The sequence below is a fragment of the Bacteroides faecichinchillae JCM 17102 genome (assembly GCF_000614145.1).
GTDB classification, from domain to species: domain Bacteria; phylum Bacteroidota; class Bacteroidia; order Bacteroidales; family Bacteroidaceae; genus Bacteroides; species Bacteroides faecichinchillae.
Map to the genome: position 1 here is coordinate 1 of NZ_BAKK01000022.1, position 17,026 is coordinate 17,026.

The following is a 17,026-nucleotide window of genomic DNA, read 5'->3' on the forward strand; positions in this document are numbered from 1 at the left end:
AAAGTTGCAAGGGCTTTCTTTTTATAAGAATTTACATGTTTATAAGAATGTACTAGGACCAAGTATATCGTGCATATATGTTACATTACGTTTTCGTAACATCATTCCACTAGGAGTATAAAAAAGCTGATATTTGATATCTACATTGTCTTGCCCTACTTTTATCACGATAATGGCTTGCCATTTAGGAAATTCTACCATTGTAACATCATCTACTACCCAACTGGCATAAGGACCTGCTACAAAGGAATTGTAAACTGTTGGAGAAAGTTGATCAAGACTTACAAGATCAGTTTGTGTCATTTCCCATTGAGCTTGAGCGTTGAACCAGACGCTTTTGGTGAATCCGTTCATAACAAAGTTGGCACAATAGTAACCGGAATCTTGTGACCAAGCTACACCGCTTGCTTTTGGGTACATCTTTTTAAAAGCTGCCTGTACAATTGAAGGAGGTGCAATGGCAAAGATAGATACAGACAAGAACAACATAATTGTCAATAGACTAAATTTCTTCATAAGCTGTTGGTTTAGGAGATTTTTATCTAACTAAACAGCTTCCAAGAATTTTTGTTTTGTCATGGAAGTATAATTAAGGGTATATCTAGAACTATGTTGGTAATGATAGTTTTTTGTCATCGTCATATTACTGTCTATTTATTAGTGGTACAGCTGTTTAAATTGCTTCATTTAATCTTACAGAACGGTCGTCTTATAAAAGAAATAACGGTTCGTTTTGCATAAACGACCGCTATTTCTTTTAAATTAAGTATATTTTATTCGAATCATCTTTAACTTTTGAAAGACTTTAATCTTTTTGACGATTCTTATATAACTTCTATAAAACTTTTGTCAACCAATTTAAAATGTAATCTTTAATATTTTTGCATTATATCCTCCTACAGAAACTTCTGTAGCCTTATAAGGTAATAAACAAATATCTTCTTTTGCGCTTGTCAATAAATCTATTGCCTGATAAGTGTCCATTTGGGGAATCTGCAAAAAGTCGAATGCGTGTGAAGGTACATTAATTGCAATATTTACCAGCTGACTGTCAAAATTGACAACAATAAACAATAATTCGTTTTTGAATTTTCTCATGAAAGTATACTGTTTATGTTCGTTGAAGCGCCATCCATTTTGGTTAGCATACATAAGATCGAAGAAAACGCCATGTGCAATGGCTCGTTCTTCGTTACACAACGTCAATACTTTCTGATAGACATTGTATAACCTCTTATGCTCTTCAGACAACATCTTACCATCAAACTTTCCACCATTTCGCCAACGACGAATAGTATCTACGCTCCAGTAGTCAAAAATCGTTGTTCTGCCATCTCTTCCACTGAATCCTTCACTATCCATTCCCATTTCTCCAAATTCCTGACCGAAATAAATCATCATAGGATTGGTACTCATACAAGCAGAGACAACGAGAGCAGGAATACCTTTGCGTGGATCACTAGCAAAGAAATCAGAAGCGATGCGCTGTTCATCATGGTTTTCCAGGAAGTTCAGCATTTTCTTTTCAATCCCGTTAAGGCTTTGCCAGCAATGTGTGATAGCCGATGCGGATGTGTATCCACAAGCTACATTGCGAAGTGTGTCGTATAAACCGACTTTATCGTATAGATAATCAAATTTTCCGCGGAACAGATAATTTCTGTATTCATTCGGATTATAGATTTCTGCAATAAAAAGAATATCAGGATATGCTTCTTTAATTTGAGGTATTGCCCATTCCCAGAACTCTACAGGAACCATTTCCGCCATGTCACAACGGAACCCGTCAATATTCTTTGATGCCCAGAATAAAAGGATATCCAACATCTTAATCCAAGTATCCGGAGTCGGGAAGAAGTGGCAAATTCCGCCGTTCTGATAATCTACTCCATAGTTTAACTTGACTGTTTCGTACCAATCGTTAATATTGGGGGTTGCATCGAAACGGTTATTACCTGTAGCTTTAGCAGGAAATTCTCGATAAGGCTCAGCCGCACTTTCTTTCATATCAAATTGTCCACGAAGTTCGGCTTGTGGAATGTAGTAGAAATTGTTGTAAGGACTAAAAGAGTAGCTTGGATCATCATTTGCTCCAAGTTCTGTCGTTCCATCCGGTTGTGCGTCAGAATGATATTGGCGGGCAACGTGGTTAGGAACAAAATCAATGATCACTTTCAAACCTGCACGATGAGTACGGTGTACCAGATTCTCAAACTCTCTCATTCGTTCCGGTACATCATTTGCCAGATCTGGATCTACGTCATAATAATCTTTGATTGCATAGGGTGAACCGGCTTTTCCTTTTACAATTGCCGGATGGTCAGGACGTATATTATATCTTCGGTAATCAGTCTGTGTGGCATGTTCGATAATTCCTGTATACCAAATGTGGGTGGTTCCTAACTTTTTAATTTCATTTAAAGCTTTGAGAGTAAAGTCTGCCATTTTACCACATCCGTTAGTGGTAATATCTCCATTATATATGCAATGGTTGTTATTGTTCCCAAACAGGCGGGTAAACACCTGGTAAATGATTATTTTCTTATCGTTATTCATATAGAGTAGATTTTTATTTCCAAGTTTTTCCTTTCTTTTCAAGCAGTTGCTTTATTATATTATTAGCAGTCTGGTAACCTTGTCCGAAGATCTCTTCCGCTTTTTCCAATTCCGTATTGCCATAGCCATAGAGATTGTATGGTTCGACTAACAGATCGCATTTTTCTCTTTCGGGAAAGGTATTGGCACGGAACATAAAATGAAAAGAACGCATAGCAATACTTACAATATTCATTTTATAATCTTCTGCCATGATAGGACTTACATTGATTGCTACTACTTTGTCGCAAATCCTGCGGATGGTGGAAACTGGAAGATTCATCATTAATCCACCGTCTACATAGTTTGTTCCTTCGATATTGACAGGGGCAAACATAACAGGCATACAGCAGGAAGCTGCAACTCGTTCGGCAATGGAACCGCGATGGAAATGGACCATACGTCCATGATCGAGGTCAGTAGCTGTGATTATAAGTGGGATTTGGAGCTCCTCCAGATTCTTTACTTTCAGATTGGTTCGGAGAAAGTCCATGAATTCGCATAAATCGAATAATCCCTTTTTAGGAATCACGAGCTTTGTCAAATCCTGAAATTTATGTCCGGAAAAGTAATCGAGTACTTTATGTGGTTCATTGCCGTCAGCATAGAAGACTCCTGCAAGTGCTCCGGCACTAACACCAGAGATGATATCAGGTTTGATATCATGCTCTAACAATGCTTGCATTACTCCCAAATGTGCAAATCCTTTAATAAATCCTCCGCTTAAAGCGTATCCTATTTGATATTTACGGTTATTCCAATTGTTGGTAATTACTCCATGAGTTATTTCCTTTCTTTTATTCGGTACGAATTTAGTGAAATTATTGATAGTAGAAGGAATATAACAAATAGTTTTTTGAATAGTTCCCAATTCCGGGAACGATTATTCGTCTTTGTATTACAATTTAGAATCCGAAATCGTCTACTTTTACATTTTGTTCTTCTGTCTCTTTGAAGGGTTTCGCTTCTTTCTGAATGGAATTTCCTTCAATATATACTGCACGAAATGGGCGGGATGGACATACATATTCACATCCGCCACAGCCTACACATATTTCTTTATTAATTTTGGGGAGAGTTAATCCATTTCTGAAAGGTACCATAGAAATAGCCTGTGTAGGACAGTGTTCGGAGCATGCTCCACAACTTGTCCCTTCAGTATATACAATACAATTCTCCTCAACAAAAACGACATATCCCATTTGATTGAGATGTTTTTGTTCTACAGTTAGCGGACGAATAGCACCATTGGGACAAACATCACCACAAACTGTACAGTCAAAATTACAAAAACCTTTATCGAAGTTTACGGTAGGTTGCATCATGCCTGAAAGTCCATATTCGGAGAAAGATGGTTTCAATACATGAGATGGACATTTGCTCACACAAAGATGACATGATGTACATTTCTGTTGGAATTCTTCTCTGCTAACTGATCCCGGAGGAGTAATTGGATTTTTCTTCGTGTATGGCTTCTGGCCTCCCATAGTAGCAACAGAAGCTTTGGCTTTAGTCAGAATCTTAGGAGTTGTTCCAGCCATAATGCCTGCTGTCAAGAAACGGCGTTTAGACATATCTACAGCCGTTATTTCCTTTTCTACTGAAGTTTTCCGCTTTTTCTTAGGAGTGTTCTCTTTTTGCTTTAAGGAAGGGCTATATATTAAAGCTTTCTGTTTACAAACATTTAAACAATCGAAACAATTTACGCAACGACTATGGTCGATAAAGTGTTCTTTACTATCAATACATGCTGCTTTACATTTAGTTGCACAAAGACCACAGCCATTGCATTTGTTGGTATCGATCCGGATTTTAAACAGTGAAAATTGACTCAAGAATCCCAAAACAGTTCCTACAGGACAAATTGTATTACACCATGTACGTCCATGCTTCCAAGCAAGTATAATGATGATTCCTAACGTAACGATCGCAATGACAAAAGATGAAAGACTAAGAATAGACGCATCTACCCGATAGAACGTATAATTATCAAACTTAGAGAAAATAGATTCCAGCAGGTTGTTGCCTAATATGTATACAGGTTTGAATACATTGGTAATAATTCGTCCGAAAGCACTGTATGGATCAAGCAAACCCAGTAATAGAGGGAGTTTGCATAAAAAAGTAATGATAACTACCCCCAGTATACCCCAGCGTAATATGTTTTTAGCTGCACTGTAATTATATCTTTTTTTCTTTTTTCCGGTTGATTTTGAAATCCTAGCAATAATATCTTGCAAAATTCCCATCGGACAAATGGTAGAGCAGTAAATACGGCCGAATAATAGACTAAGCACTATCAATACAATAAGTATACCTACACTGAGCGAAAGCAGGGCAGGAACGAATTGTATATGTGCCAACCTATGAAAACTGTTAGGTAATAGCTCTGCAAAATCGAGAAAATAAAAAGTTATCAGTGCAAATAATATAACTGATATTCCTATACGTATCTTTCTTAACATTGTGTTTTACATCTTAATTCGCTTCACATTCAGTTTGTCGATATCCATTGTTCCTACTTTCAGTGCTTCTCCTTTAGAGAGATGTCCTACTGTATCCAAAGGCATATCCCGTACTTGATTGAAGAATTTGGCAGCAGCAGTATCTACTGCTACAATATCCGGAGAAATGAACAATCCTTTTGCCAACACTACATCTGATTCGGAACGTCCACGTGGACCATTTGTTTTCATGATACGATAGGCATCGACGACATTGAGAACTGCTTTCTTTTCCATGGTACAAATATCTGCAATACATTGTTGTAAATCATGTTGATGGAAGAATCCGCGATCCCATACAATGCCCATATGGTTCTTCATAGAAATCGTCAGATTAGCTCCTCCATGGTTTTTGAGTATAGGCACATTGATCCATGCATCACAGTTTACGATAGCCTCATGTACTTTTGCCTTTTTCATATTTACACCGTTTGGTAAGTCTATCTGTTTATAATAAGATTCCAGATGAGCTGGCATTATTTTTGCGCCGGTGTTTTTTACTACAGCTTCAATACCACTATTTTTGTAACATTTCTGCCAATCGTCACAAGTGTGATCGAATACAGTTACTTCTTTTGCTCCGGCAGCAAAACATTGTTTGATGATTTCAGCCACTAATTTAGGGTTGGTGTTTCCAGCTAACTCAGGAACTTTATCCCAACCAATATTGGGTTTAACGACTACTTTTTGACCGGGCTTTATGAATTGTTTCATGCCACCTAATTCTTTAATAGCACGTCGAAACATCTCTTCCGGTTCTCCACCCATAACAGCCACCAAGTCCGGTTTACCTCCTTTAGGTGCATTGATTGTCTGAGTAAGAACTTCCATTGCCTCAGACCGTTGTATTGTAAAAGCAGCACCAGTAATTGCTACTGCTTTAAAGAAGTCTCTTCTATCCATTTTTATAGTTTTAAAGTTTAGCTATTGCTTTCAGCAAGGCGTAGCCGCCGAACCATTGAATAAGCATTCCCGGTATACCCATGCGGAAATCCTGTGCTGCTACATAGAAATCTCCTACAAGTATCCATTCGAATGCAGTCCCTATGATTTGATAAGAGAGCACAACTCCGAGAACTGCTAACAGGGAGACTGACTTTACAGTTCGAGCTGCAATTGCAGCAGTTCCTGCAAGTAAAGTTGATTTTATCAATATTGCTGGTAAAACTGCGGCTGCAGGCATTGCAAATAGCAAATGATTGATGACAGGTGAGAGAATAGCCGTTAGCAATCCTACCCGAAAACCATATTTATACGAAGCAATTAACGTGAAAAAATAGAGGGGCAATAAAGTCGGACCACCAAAAGGAACGAGATGACATAATTGTGGTAGAGCGATGTTACCTGCTACAAATAATAAAGCGAACAGGTATGTTTTCACGTTGCTGTAATTCAGCGAATAGAGTTTGGCAGATGTTTCCATTTTCATTAATAACTTTAATGTTTAGATTATAATATCTTAAGAATTAGACCTTTCTTGATGGAAAAGGTTTAATCAGACTTGTATAATTTCGTAATTCATTGTTCCTAATCCGATCTTTTCGGCATGTTCCAGTCCGGCAAGCCAATTGGTATTGGGGTGCATCAAATGAAACTTATCGTGTCCGCAGAGATCATTATGTTCATGTTTTTCGGATAATCGGTTACCACTGTGTAGAATAGGGGCTTTGATTACCATATCGGCGCAAGCTTTATCCAGTGCTACCGGATCGAGTGAAGCAAGTATTCCTAAATCTGGAATAATAGCTGCATCGTTATGATTCCAACAATCACATTCGGGTGATACGTTCATAATAAAACTGACATGGAAGTGAGGTTTGTCTTTAACCACTGCTAATGAGTATTCTGCGATCTTATAATTTAGCCGTTCGGAAGTATCTTCATCGCCCATAATAGCTCCGTTATACTGGCAAAGGGCTACACATTGACCGCAACCGATACATTTGTTATAGTCAATTTCTGCTTTTCGCCGAATATTTAAATGTACGGCATCGTGGGCGCAATGTTTTACACAGATGTTGCATCCTATGCAGCTTTCCATATCTATTTTAGGTTGAGAGGCACTATGAAGTTCCAACTTACCGGCAACACTAGCACATCCCATACCTAGATTTTTCAATGCTCCACCAAAACCTGCCTGCTCGTGCCCTTTGAAATGATTCATACTGATGATAATATCTGCATCGGCAATGGCAGTTCCTATCTTTGGTGCTTTGCAATATTCACCATCTAATGCTATTTCTTTACAGTCTGTTCCTTTCAGGCCATCACCAATAATAACCTGACATTGAGCAGAGATTGGATTGAAACCATTTTCCATTGCACTTTGCAAATGATCTACAGCATTAGCTCGACGACCGGAATAGAGTGTATTACAATCTGTCAGGAATGGTTTAGCACCAGAACTTCGAAGTAAATTAGCCATTCTTGCAGCATAATTGGGACGAATATATGCTAGGTTTCCTGGTTCTCCAAAGTGTATTTTGATAGCGACAAAACTGTCTTTCAGAGGTAGGGTAGTGATACCTGCTTTCTTTACCAGACGTTCCATTTTATCCAAAAGATTGGACGTAGGAGTAGTTCTAAGATTTGTATAATATACTTTTGACGTTTGCATAGTTAGTAATTTGTGAGTTTATTGCTTACAAAAGTAATGTAATTTTTGAATAGCACATTGTTATTCTGTTGTTTTTTCGCAAAAAAAGCTGAAAAAAGGCAGTCATTATCCAATTTTTAACGCTCTTATGTACCCTATGTTTTCTCATTTTTAAAGACTATTGTGAAAGTAAATCTAATCAAGAGGAACCCGAATATAATGTAAAGTGAAATAGAAACTAAAGCAAGAGACCGTAAGAGGTAATCAAATTTTAGTTTTGCAATAGGTTTACGTTTAGTTTCATTAGGATGAAACTTCTAGTTTCACACTTTGAAACCAACAGTTTCATCGGGTGAAACTATTGGTTTCAAGGCATGAAACTGTTTCTTGTATTAGATGGAACAAAATTTTGTGACTTTATATTAGATATAGAGGCATGGACTATGATTGGTAAAGGTTCTTATTCAGTCGTTCTTCTCATAATATTTCATAGTCTATATGGGGGTACTTCAATAAAATTTGGAGGAGACAATAATGACCAATGACACACTGTTCTTTTTTATGAATATGTATGTCATAACAATAAAAAGGGCTGATACTCAAGAACTATTGAATTTTACGATAAACGTCATCAAACGGCACCCTGCACCGTTCTCCCCAGATTCCTTTATTTCCATCCCGTATACCGCAGGGGATAACCATATTTATTTCAGCTCCATAAGGCAATTTCAGGGCTCTTTTAAGCCTCCGACTATCCAAACCTTCTAGCGGACAGGTATCATACCCTTCGTTTGCCATTGCAATCATAAATGTCTGAGCAGCGAGTGCACAAGATTTATGTGCAACAACACGCATATCATTTTCAGAAACCTCGAGCATCATCGGACGGAAAATACTGATGACGTTAGCCAGCAGTTTTCTGAACAGCCCTAAAATTCCGAAGAAACGGGCATAAACAAACGGCATTAATATCCCATAGTACAATTCTCTGTCTTTAATACGTTTAGCTTGACGTTCTTTCGGACTATTACGGTGAATATTTTCCTTCTCAAACTTAAGTACATACTTTGCACGCTTCCTATATAGATCTCGTCGTACAACAAAAACGACCACTTGTGAAGCAGTGGCGGTCGATTTCTGGTCGAGACAAGCTTTTGAAACTTTTGCTAGCAATTCTGGTTGTATGATATGGTAAAATTCCCACAATTGCATATCTGAACTGTTAGGAGCTAACGTTGCCAGTTCCAAGCAATGTTTTACCTTTTCCGGGTCTATAGTTTTTTCTTTATCATACGCCCGTACGGAACGACGGTAATGGAGAACTTCATCTATATTCATAATTCTGCTAATTTGATTAAAATACTTTTTTTAGATTTAATAATTGCCTGAACTGTGTCGGAGAATCAGACATTTCATTTTTGAACAAACGATGGAGTAATTGAGAATGTTCAAATTTCTACTTCATTTGTTTAAACTCAGGGTTCCTTACTTGAAACAATTTATAGTAAGGTAACATTGGTTTTACCTAATCTATGATTATATTCTAATGTATACTGTTTTTATCGTCTTTGTTTTTATTTTATCATATGGTGTCTATATCCTAAAATCTTTATATATTGTTTTTGTTTACATCGATATACATTTAAAGAAGAACTACTTAACCTTTTTATTCAAGAAAAAACTATTTTCGGGATATAAACTATGGAAGTTGCATCCTTTCCTTAATCTTTCCCCACGCATGTGTATCAAACAGACAACTTTGGCGCATTGTCTGATACATCTCTTTGAATCTGGAAATTGGTATCGTATAGCTCAATTTATCCGGTTCAAAATAAGGTCGCACAGATGGATCAAAGAAACCGATAAAAGTTCGTTTGCCATTTTTTCGGTTTTCAATGGTGGCTTGTGTCACCACTGTGCTACAGCCAGAACCAAAGGTAGTTACGACACAATCATGTGCATTATTATCAAAGAAAGCCCAAGTTGTCAATCCTGATAGCATATCAGGATTTGCCAGAAATATAATTCCTTCTTTATCCTCTAAATCTTCTATCATATCTATACGAGCAAAATGAAGATATTTCTTCTCGGTTCTGGGTACTTCCATTTGACGAATAAAGTCAGTCACCATTTCAGGAGTTTGCTTGTATCGCTCTTTAAGGGAAACGAATGTTGGTATATGTTCCGACATCTCAGTAAATCCTGTATAGAATTTACCTCCTCCACAACCGATTGTTTCAGCATTCAGACTGATAATTCCCCCGTTTCTAACGGTTTTCATTCCTTTGAAGAAACAGCCATTTATTTTCTCAGTTTCTCCTTCCAGAGTATCAGAGTACCAGAAGACAAGAGGTAGTTCTGCTGATTCACCGAATGCCTCTTTAAAGTTTTGAATAAATGTTTTGATTTCCATGACACATTGGTTTTTATTTAACTTTGAAGGTTATATACAAAGTTAGAATAAAAAAAGCGATACACCAATTGTTGAGAAATTAATAATTATAAAATTAGAAATTAATATCGGAAACCTTCTTCTTACATTTTTCAAGCTTCTCCAATCCTTCTTTTGAGAGTGTGGGATAATGTAAATTCAGTCTTTTTATACGCTCACCAATGATTTTGCCTACTGCATAACGCATAAACCATTTATTATCAGCGGGAATAACGTACCATGGAGCCACTTCTGTAGAAGTTTTTGTAAGTACATCTGCATAAGCTTTCATATATTCATCCCAAAATTGACGTTCTTTGATATCAGCAGAAGAGAACTTCCAATTTTTAGACTTATCTTCCAGTCGTTCCAAGAAACGTTTTTTCTGCTCGGCTTTCGAGACATTAAGAAAGAACTTTAGGATAACTGTTCCGTTTTCCGTCAGGTATCGTTCGAAATCATTAATTTGGCGGTAACGACGTTTCCAGAAATCAACATCTATATCATCTATTTTTTCAATGCCTGGGAGTTTATTCGACAGAATAATTTCAGGATGCACTTTAGCAATCAATACGTCTTCATAATGTGAACGGTTGAAAATACCTATTCTTCCTCTTTCAGGAAGGCAACGATTAATACGCCAAAGGTAATCATGATCCAGTTCTTCGGTAGATGGTTGCTTGAAAGAGAAAACTTGGCAACCCTGTGGGTTGATGCCGGACATTACATGTTTAATGGTTCCATCTTTTCCGGCAGCATCCATTGCCTGAAAAATGATAAGAATGGAATACCGGTCCTGTGCATAAAGCATACTCTGGAGGTCGGAAAGTTTTTCAATATCCTTTGCTAATTGTTCCTTAGCATCTTGTTTAGAGATACCTCCTGTAAAAGAAGAGTCGAAATCAGATACCAGATGATTCTTTCCCGGTTTAGCCAATAAGTCCTTAAAAATGTCTTTTTCCATAAGTTTGAAATTTGAAAGTTTCTACTACTCTAATAAAAACATTTAGAGAGATTGATTAGTTTTTTGATGGCGATAGATAAAATATGTGTTTTAACTATATGTCTTAAAAGATAATTACTTATATTTGTCTCTGTGACTTTAAAATGGTTATCATGAAAAACAATTTTAAGATTATTGTATTAAAACTATACAACAATAAAAACAACCAATTATGAATCAAGAACTATCAATGAATGCCAATCAATTGGTGGCATACTTGCAAAAGCCTACCTCAGAGTTTACTAAGGCAGACATTATCTCATTTATTCAGCAGAACAACATTCGCATGGTGAATTTTATGTATCCGGCGGGTGACGGGCGTCTGAAAACATTGAATTTCGTTATCAACAATCAGGCTTATCTGGAAGCTATTCTTACTTGTGGAGAGCGGGTCGATGGTTCCAGCCTTTTTTCTTTTATAGAAGCGGGGAGTAGTGATCTTTATGTTATTCCTCGTTTCCGTACCGCATTTGTAGATCCTTTTGCGGAAATTCCCACATTAACCATGCTTTGTTCTTTCTTTAATAAAGACGGCGAACCTTTGGAAAGTTCTCCTGAATATACACTTCACAAAGCTAGCAAGACATTTACGGAGGTTACAGGGATGGAGTTTCAGGCGATGGGCGAACTGGAATATTATGTAATTGCACCGGATATAGATATGTTTCAGGCAACCGACCAACGCGGATATCATGAATCGGGGCCTTATGCTAAGTTTAATGAATTCCGTACGGAATGCATGTCGTATATCGCACAAACCGGTGGGCAGATAAAATATGGGCATTCTGAGGTCGGAAATTTCACTTTGGATGATTGTGTTTATGAGCAGAATGAGATTGAGTTTCTACCTGTGCGTGTGGAAGAAGCTGCGGATCAATTAATGGTGGCAAAATGGGTGATACGTAATTTGGGATTACAATATGGGTATAATGTGACATTCGCTCCTAAAATTACAGCAGGAAAAGCCGGATCGGGACTACATATTCATATGCGTATAGTCAAAGATGGTAAAAATCAAATGTTGAAGGATGGAGTTTTGTCGGAAACAGCACGTAAAGCAATTGCAGGTATGATGGTTCTTGCCCCTTCAATAACAGCTTTCGGAAATACGAATCCAACTTCTTATTTCCGTCTTGTCCCTCATCAGGAAGCACCGACAAATGTATGTTGGGGGATCGTAATCGTTCTGTATTAGTTCGTGTCCCTCTGGGATGGGCTGCTCAATCGGATATGTGTGTACTGGCAAATCCGTTGGAGGTTGAAAGTCATTATGATACCAGTCAGAAACAGACAATTGAGATGCGTTCACCAGATGGTTCGGCAGATATTTATCAATTGCTTGCTGGGTTAGCTGTTGCTTGTCGGCATGGTTTTGAGATAGAGAATGCTCTGGATATTGCTGCTAAGACTTATGTGAATGTAAATATTCATCAGAAGGAAAATGAAGATAAATTGAAATCGTTGGCTCAGTTGCCGGAAAGTTGTGTGGCATCTGCTGATTGCTTGCAGCAACAACGTGCTATCTTTGAACAATATAATGTATTTAGCCCGGCAATGATTGAAGGGATTATTCGTAAACTTCGCAGTTATGAGGATAAGACGTTACGTGCGGAATTGGAGGGTAACCCACAAGCAATGCTTGATTTAGTGAATAAGTATTTCCATTGCGGATAATGAAATCAATGTAATAATATACTAAAGCTTAAATCCTATATTCATGATGAAGTCGGATTTAAGCTTTTTGTTTTTCTATAAATTTCTGGTTAAATCTGTAAAATGAGTCATTATTCCACAACTGTGTATTGAAATTCCACATCATTCTACACTAATTTTACATTTATACTTGCTAGACTTTTTGTTATTTTGTTGAATATCAATGGATAATTGTGTAATATCCACTTTGGCATTTGCTTTGTATTAAGATAAGCATTGGAGAGAATAAATAAATGTTTTATCATTTACATTTAAACAATTACGATTATGAAAAAGGTATTAGTAGCAGTATTAATGGGATTAGGAAGTTCTGTAGCATTTGCACAGGTAGTTAAGGACTCTATAGCAGTAGAAACTGTAGTACAAAATCCACAGGATGAGTTTACCAAAATTGAGATGAAGGATTTACCCGAAGCTGTAACACAGACAATTGCGAAAACCTATGAAGGTTCTTCTATTAAGGAAGCTTTTGTTGCAGAAAAGGAGAGTGGTAAAGTTTATAAAGTGATAGTTACTACAAAAGAAGCTAAAGATGTAACCGTTTTGATGAATGAAAAAGGGGAAGTCGTTGAATAAAAGTATCACTAAATTAGTTTATGTTATATAGACTGTAAACTTCTCCATAAAGAAGATAATGAATATAATATAAACTAATGAAGATGATGCAATTAAGCAAAACTTTATTGTAATAAATAGCCTATGGTAAAGTTCCGGTTCGTGATGAATCGGAACTTTACAATGTTTATATAGGTATAGATTATTCTATCTTTTTACGAATATGGCTAATCGTTTCCGGAGTAACCCGGAGAAAAGAGGCAACTTCTCTGAGTGTAATGTAATTTTGAAAGTCAGGGGAGCGGCTTACCAAATCCCAATATAGTTCAGTTGGAGTTTTACAATAGACATCCAATAAACGTTTATAGGTTTGTACAAACAATTCTTCTGCCAAAATTCGTTCCAATTGTTGGTTAGCTTCATTAGTTGTGAAGAATTTCCTCATTTCTTCAGCCGGGGCATAATAGATTATTGAATTGGTGGCAGCCTGTATACTTACCATTGCTTTTTCTCTTCTGAGACAAGCAGGATAATCACCTACATACTCTCCGGCAAAAGAGTAGCCTACGATATGCTCGCATCCTCTGTCGTCTGTACAAACATATCGAAATAAGCCTTCTTGTATATACGCTCCATTCCCTGTCTGAAATCCCTGTTGGGCAAAATACTCTTTCTTTTTAATCTCTTTGTATTGACCATATTTCAGAAAAAACTCTTTGAACGCAGAGAACTCTTCACGTTCAGCATAATGGTTGAAGTTCTTCATACATAGTTGTTTTCGTGTTTTTATTGTCAGCAAATATATTTGAAAAAGTAATATTGCGACTAATCTTTGTTTATTTAAAAAGATAATTTAAATATGTGCCCGTTTCTGAACACAACTTTTTCATTTATTAAAACTATGTATGATTTATCGTAGATACTTATTGTCAAAGAATAAATGAATGTATTGAATATTAATGTGCATATCAATCCAATCGTCTGAGACAAAATTCTGTTGCAATAACTCACTTTTTCTAATACGCGCATAAAATATATGGAAAAGAAAGCTCATTCTGGCAATTATCCCATATCTTTTTATTATTCAGATGCTTAGATAGCCAATGACTGGACATCTGAATCTTTCCAAGTTCGGAGTATATATTCTATAATCTTTCTGATTATTTAATCTCAAATCTAGCCTTCATTTCATATTTATATTTAATTTTTCGGAGTGCTGTTGAATTTGGATCTCCCGGTGAGGCAAAAGCAGCATTGCTAAATGAAGTTTGCGCAGGCATGAAATGATTGCCTTGTTCTTCTGGCTCTATAATACGTATAATATCTCCCAATCGTTTCCCCATACAATCGACAAGATAAGTTGCTTTCACTTTTGCAGCTTTTAAGGCTTCTATTTTTCCCAGTTTGCGATATGTTGCTTGATCTTTATTTTTCAATTCTCCGAAGTGGAGTGCATTTATTCCTTTATGTTGATATTCTTGATAATTGTATCAACGATCTTGAAATTATCAAGCTTCAGATCGAATTCTTTGCTGACTAAGAAGTCTTTACCAGTTTGGCGCCAATAATTACCTATTTCCCATACACGAATATTAGAAGAGGCAACTCCTATGCTTTGCAAAGTAGCCATTAAGTCCTTTTCGATGTTTTCGATAGGAACTTTTGTCTTGTATTGTTCAGGTTTGGTATTATCCTGAAACTCTTCTTCCCAATATTCTTGAATCTGGATGATTAGATGAATTTCATCCGGATCTACTTCAATTTCAGAGCTACCGGTTACTTCAATGTACTTTGATGAATCATCATTCTGTGCATGAACCATTACTGAATAACTAATCAATAAAACGCTTAATAAAATAACTTTTCTCATATTGCTGATTATTTTGAGTTTGATATATGGGCAAAGTTAAAATAAAAAAGTAACTAATGTGGATAAAGCTGTAAAATATATATTGGAGGTCATTATTCGCAGATATTTTATTTGAAAAGATAATGTTAAGTATTGGACTATAATTATAAAAAAGATGTTTTATGATAAAGAAAATGAGTATTTATAGTGCATTATTCGTAGAAAATAGCTTTCTTTGTACCGAACAACAATAAAAGGTTTATTTCGATTTGATTATTTCATATGTATTTTCTCATTTATTGAGTATATCCATTTCTGATTAAGAACTTCCAAAAAACTTTCTTGTTGAATTATTAATTTTTTATATTTGAATTTTATGAATTTGTATGTTGGAAATCTTAACTATAATGTTAAGGAATCAGATTTGAGACATGTAATGGAAGAGTATGGAGCAGTTGCTTCAGTTAAATTAATCACTGATCGTGAAACAAGAAGATCTAAAGGTTTTGCGTTTATCGAAATGCCGAATGATACCGAAGCTGCAGATGTTATCAAGAAATTGAACGGTGCAGAATATGTTGGTCGTCCAATGGTTGTAAAAGAAGCATTGCCGAAGAACTAATTGAAAATCAATATTAGTATAAAGAAAGAGTGCGTTATCTGCTGATAGCGCACTCTTTTTTACATTGATTACTAATCCTCATTGTTATCCTCTTCGTCATCCACCATATTATTGAGTTCCAGTTCCAGATTTACCAAGTTTTGTTCCCATAATTTCAGGATATCTTTTGGTGTATCCTTTGCTGCCTTTTTAATCCTTTCCTGAGCAACAGATACTTCATGTTCTAATTGACTACGTCTACTCATATTTGTTATTGATTTTTAATTGACGAGATTATAACATGCAAGTATAACAAATGGTTCAACAAAATCAATAATGATAATATAGGGTGAACTATTCGTTATAGTGGCTGTTGTAAATCAGAATCTTTTAATACATATAATTATGCTCAATCTGATCGCTGTATTTTTAGTATGTTCAGGTGTTGGAATTGCTGTTCATATAGCAATAGACCTGTCTCGTCATCCGCAATCTATGAAAATAATGAATACAGTATGGATATTGACTGCGCTTTGGGGAAGTTATCTGGCTTTATGGGCTTATAATAAATTTGGTCGAAGTACTCCAATGGAATCGGGAGATATGAAAATGGATATGTCTGGCGTGAAAGGGACAGATACGTCTGAAATGCAGGGAATGTCATTGGATATGTCCATGGGGGGGATGAGTCGCTCTCATTGGCAGTCCGTAGCATTGTCTGCACTCCATTGTGGAGCTGGTTGTACACTAGCAGATATTATTGGCGAGGGGTTCACAAACTATGTCCCTGTAACAATTGCAAGCAGTCAGGTATTTGGGAACTGGGTACTTGATTTTATATTAGCTTTGATTATTGGAATTAGTTTTCAATTTTATGCTATTCGTGAAATGGAAAAGATTTCTGTGAGGAATGCTTTGTTTCGTGCTTTCAAGGCTGATTTCTTCTCACTTTTGTCTTGGCAGATTGGAATGTATAGTTGGATGGCTATTGTTATATTTATTTTATTTGCCGCTACTCCGTTGCCGAAAGATACTTGGATGTTCTGGTTTATGATGCAAATTGCCATGCTTTTCGGTTTTATTTGTGCTTATCCGATGAACGCTTTATTAATAAAAAATGGAGTAAAGAAAGGTATGTAATTTGATAACTTATTAACAAATGAGGGAGACTAGATTAAT

15 protein-coding genes and 2 pseudogenes are annotated in these 17,026 nt (G+C 36.4%); 4 read left to right on the forward strand and 13 right to left on the reverse strand.

Features of this window, described 5'->3' with window-relative positions:
* Positions 1-39: 39 nt before the first annotated feature.
* The 10 genes from JCM17102_RS11905 to JCM17102_RS11955 all read right to left on the reverse strand — a co-directional run bounded on the left by JCM17102_RS11905 (position 40) and on the right by JCM17102_RS11955 (position 11,090).
* On the reverse strand, positions 40-516 hold the full coding sequence (locus JCM17102_RS11905) for a PepSY-like domain-containing protein (RefSeq protein WP_025075290.1): 477 nt from the start codon (positions 514-516) through the stop codon (positions 40-42).
* A 342-nt stretch (positions 517-858) separates the two neighbouring features.
* Positions 859-2,556 (reverse strand): alpha-amylase family protein, encoded by a 1,698-nt coding sequence (locus tag JCM17102_RS11910; protein ID WP_025075291.1) that lies wholly within the window; start codon positions 2,554-2,556, stop codon positions 859-861.
* Positions 2,557-2,569: 13 nt separating this feature from the next.
* The gene (locus tag JCM17102_RS11915; RefSeq protein ID WP_373278887.1) at positions 2,570-3,382 is read right to left on the reverse strand and encodes a patatin-like phospholipase family protein; all 813 of its coding nucleotides are present in this window, start codon (positions 3,380-3,382) and stop codon (positions 2,570-2,572) included.
* Between the two features lie 118 nt (positions 3,383-3,500).
* A complete protein-coding gene (locus JCM17102_RS11920; RefSeq protein ID WP_025075293.1) occupies positions 3,501-5,060 on the reverse strand; it encodes a 4Fe-4S dicluster domain-containing protein in 1,560 nt (519 codons plus the stop codon).
* Positions 5,061-5,066: 6 nt separating this feature from the next.
* Positions 5,067-6,002, reverse strand: a complete 936-nt coding sequence (locus JCM17102_RS11925; protein ID WP_025075294.1) for a DUF362 domain-containing protein — start codon at positions 6,000-6,002, stop codon at positions 5,067-5,069.
* A gap of 10 nt (positions 6,003-6,012) precedes the next feature.
* The gene (locus JCM17102_RS11930; RefSeq protein ID WP_025075295.1) at positions 6,013-6,522 is read right to left on the reverse strand and encodes a hypothetical protein; all 510 of its coding nucleotides are present in this window, start codon (positions 6,520-6,522) and stop codon (positions 6,013-6,015) included.
* Positions 6,523-6,594: 72 nt separating this feature from the next.
* Complete coding sequence (locus JCM17102_RS11935) at positions 6,595-7,716, reverse strand: DUF362 domain-containing protein (protein ID WP_025075296.1); 1,122 nt, start codon at positions 7,714-7,716, stop codon at positions 6,595-6,597.
* A gap of 585 nt (positions 7,717-8,301) precedes the next feature.
* Positions 8,302-9,033 (reverse strand): nitroreductase family protein, encoded by a 732-nt coding sequence (locus JCM17102_RS11945; RefSeq protein ID WP_025075297.1) that lies wholly within the window; start codon positions 9,031-9,033, stop codon positions 8,302-8,304.
* 361 nt (positions 9,034-9,394) lie between these two features.
* Complete coding sequence (locus tag JCM17102_RS11950) at positions 9,395-10,108, reverse strand: DUF169 domain-containing protein (protein ID WP_025075298.1); 714 nt, start codon at positions 10,106-10,108, stop codon at positions 9,395-9,397.
* A gap of 94 nt (positions 10,109-10,202) precedes the next feature.
* Positions 10,203-11,090 (reverse strand): polyphosphate kinase 2 family protein, encoded by an 888-nt coding sequence (locus tag JCM17102_RS11955; protein WP_025075299.1) that lies wholly within the window; start codon positions 11,088-11,090, stop codon positions 10,203-10,205.
* 337 nt (positions 11,091-11,427) lie between these two features.
* Between JCM17102_RS11955 and JCM17102_RS27400 the strand changes: the two are divergent.
* Positions 11,428-12,803 (forward strand): annotated as a pseudogene (locus JCM17102_RS27400) (glutamine synthetase beta-grasp domain-containing protein).
* A 306-nt stretch (positions 12,804-13,109) separates the two neighbouring features.
* Entirely contained in the window at positions 13,110-13,418 is a 309-nt protein-coding gene (locus JCM17102_RS11965; RefSeq protein WP_025075300.1) for a hypothetical protein, read from the forward strand.
* 181 nt (positions 13,419-13,599) lie between these two features.
* Here the strand turns inward: JCM17102_RS11965 and JCM17102_RS11970 are convergent, their stop codons facing one another.
* Together JCM17102_RS11970 and JCM17102_RS27405 are read right to left on the reverse strand one after the other, a co-directional pair.
* Positions 13,600-14,163: a Crp/Fnr family transcriptional regulator gene (locus tag JCM17102_RS11970; RefSeq protein ID WP_025075301.1), complete on the reverse strand. Its 564-nt coding sequence runs from the start codon at positions 14,161-14,163 to the stop codon at positions 13,600-13,602.
* A gap of 394 nt (positions 14,164-14,557) precedes the next feature.
* A pseudogene (locus JCM17102_RS27405) lies at positions 14,558-15,267 on the reverse strand (SIMPL domain-containing protein).
* Positions 15,268-15,622: 355 nt separating this feature from the next.
* On the opposite strand from JCM17102_RS27405, the gene rbp reads away from it, so the two are divergent.
* Complete coding sequence (gene rbp, locus JCM17102_RS11980) at positions 15,623-15,868, forward strand: RNA-binding regulator (RefSeq protein WP_025075302.1); 246 nt, start codon at positions 15,623-15,625, stop codon at positions 15,866-15,868.
* A 71-nt stretch (positions 15,869-15,939) separates the two neighbouring features.
* Here rbp and JCM17102_RS30915 read toward each other — a convergent pair whose 3' ends face one another.
* The gene (locus JCM17102_RS30915) at positions 15,940-16,113 is read right to left on the reverse strand and encodes a hypothetical protein (protein WP_168770340.1); all 174 of its coding nucleotides are present in this window, start codon (positions 16,111-16,113) and stop codon (positions 15,940-15,942) included.
* 139 nt (positions 16,114-16,252) lie between these two features.
* On the opposite strand from JCM17102_RS30915, the gene JCM17102_RS11990 reads away from it, so the two are divergent.
* Entirely contained in the window at positions 16,253-16,987 is a 735-nt protein-coding gene (locus tag JCM17102_RS11990) for a DUF4396 domain-containing protein (protein ID WP_025075303.1), read from the forward strand.
* Positions 16,988-17,026: the final 39 nt, after the last annotated feature.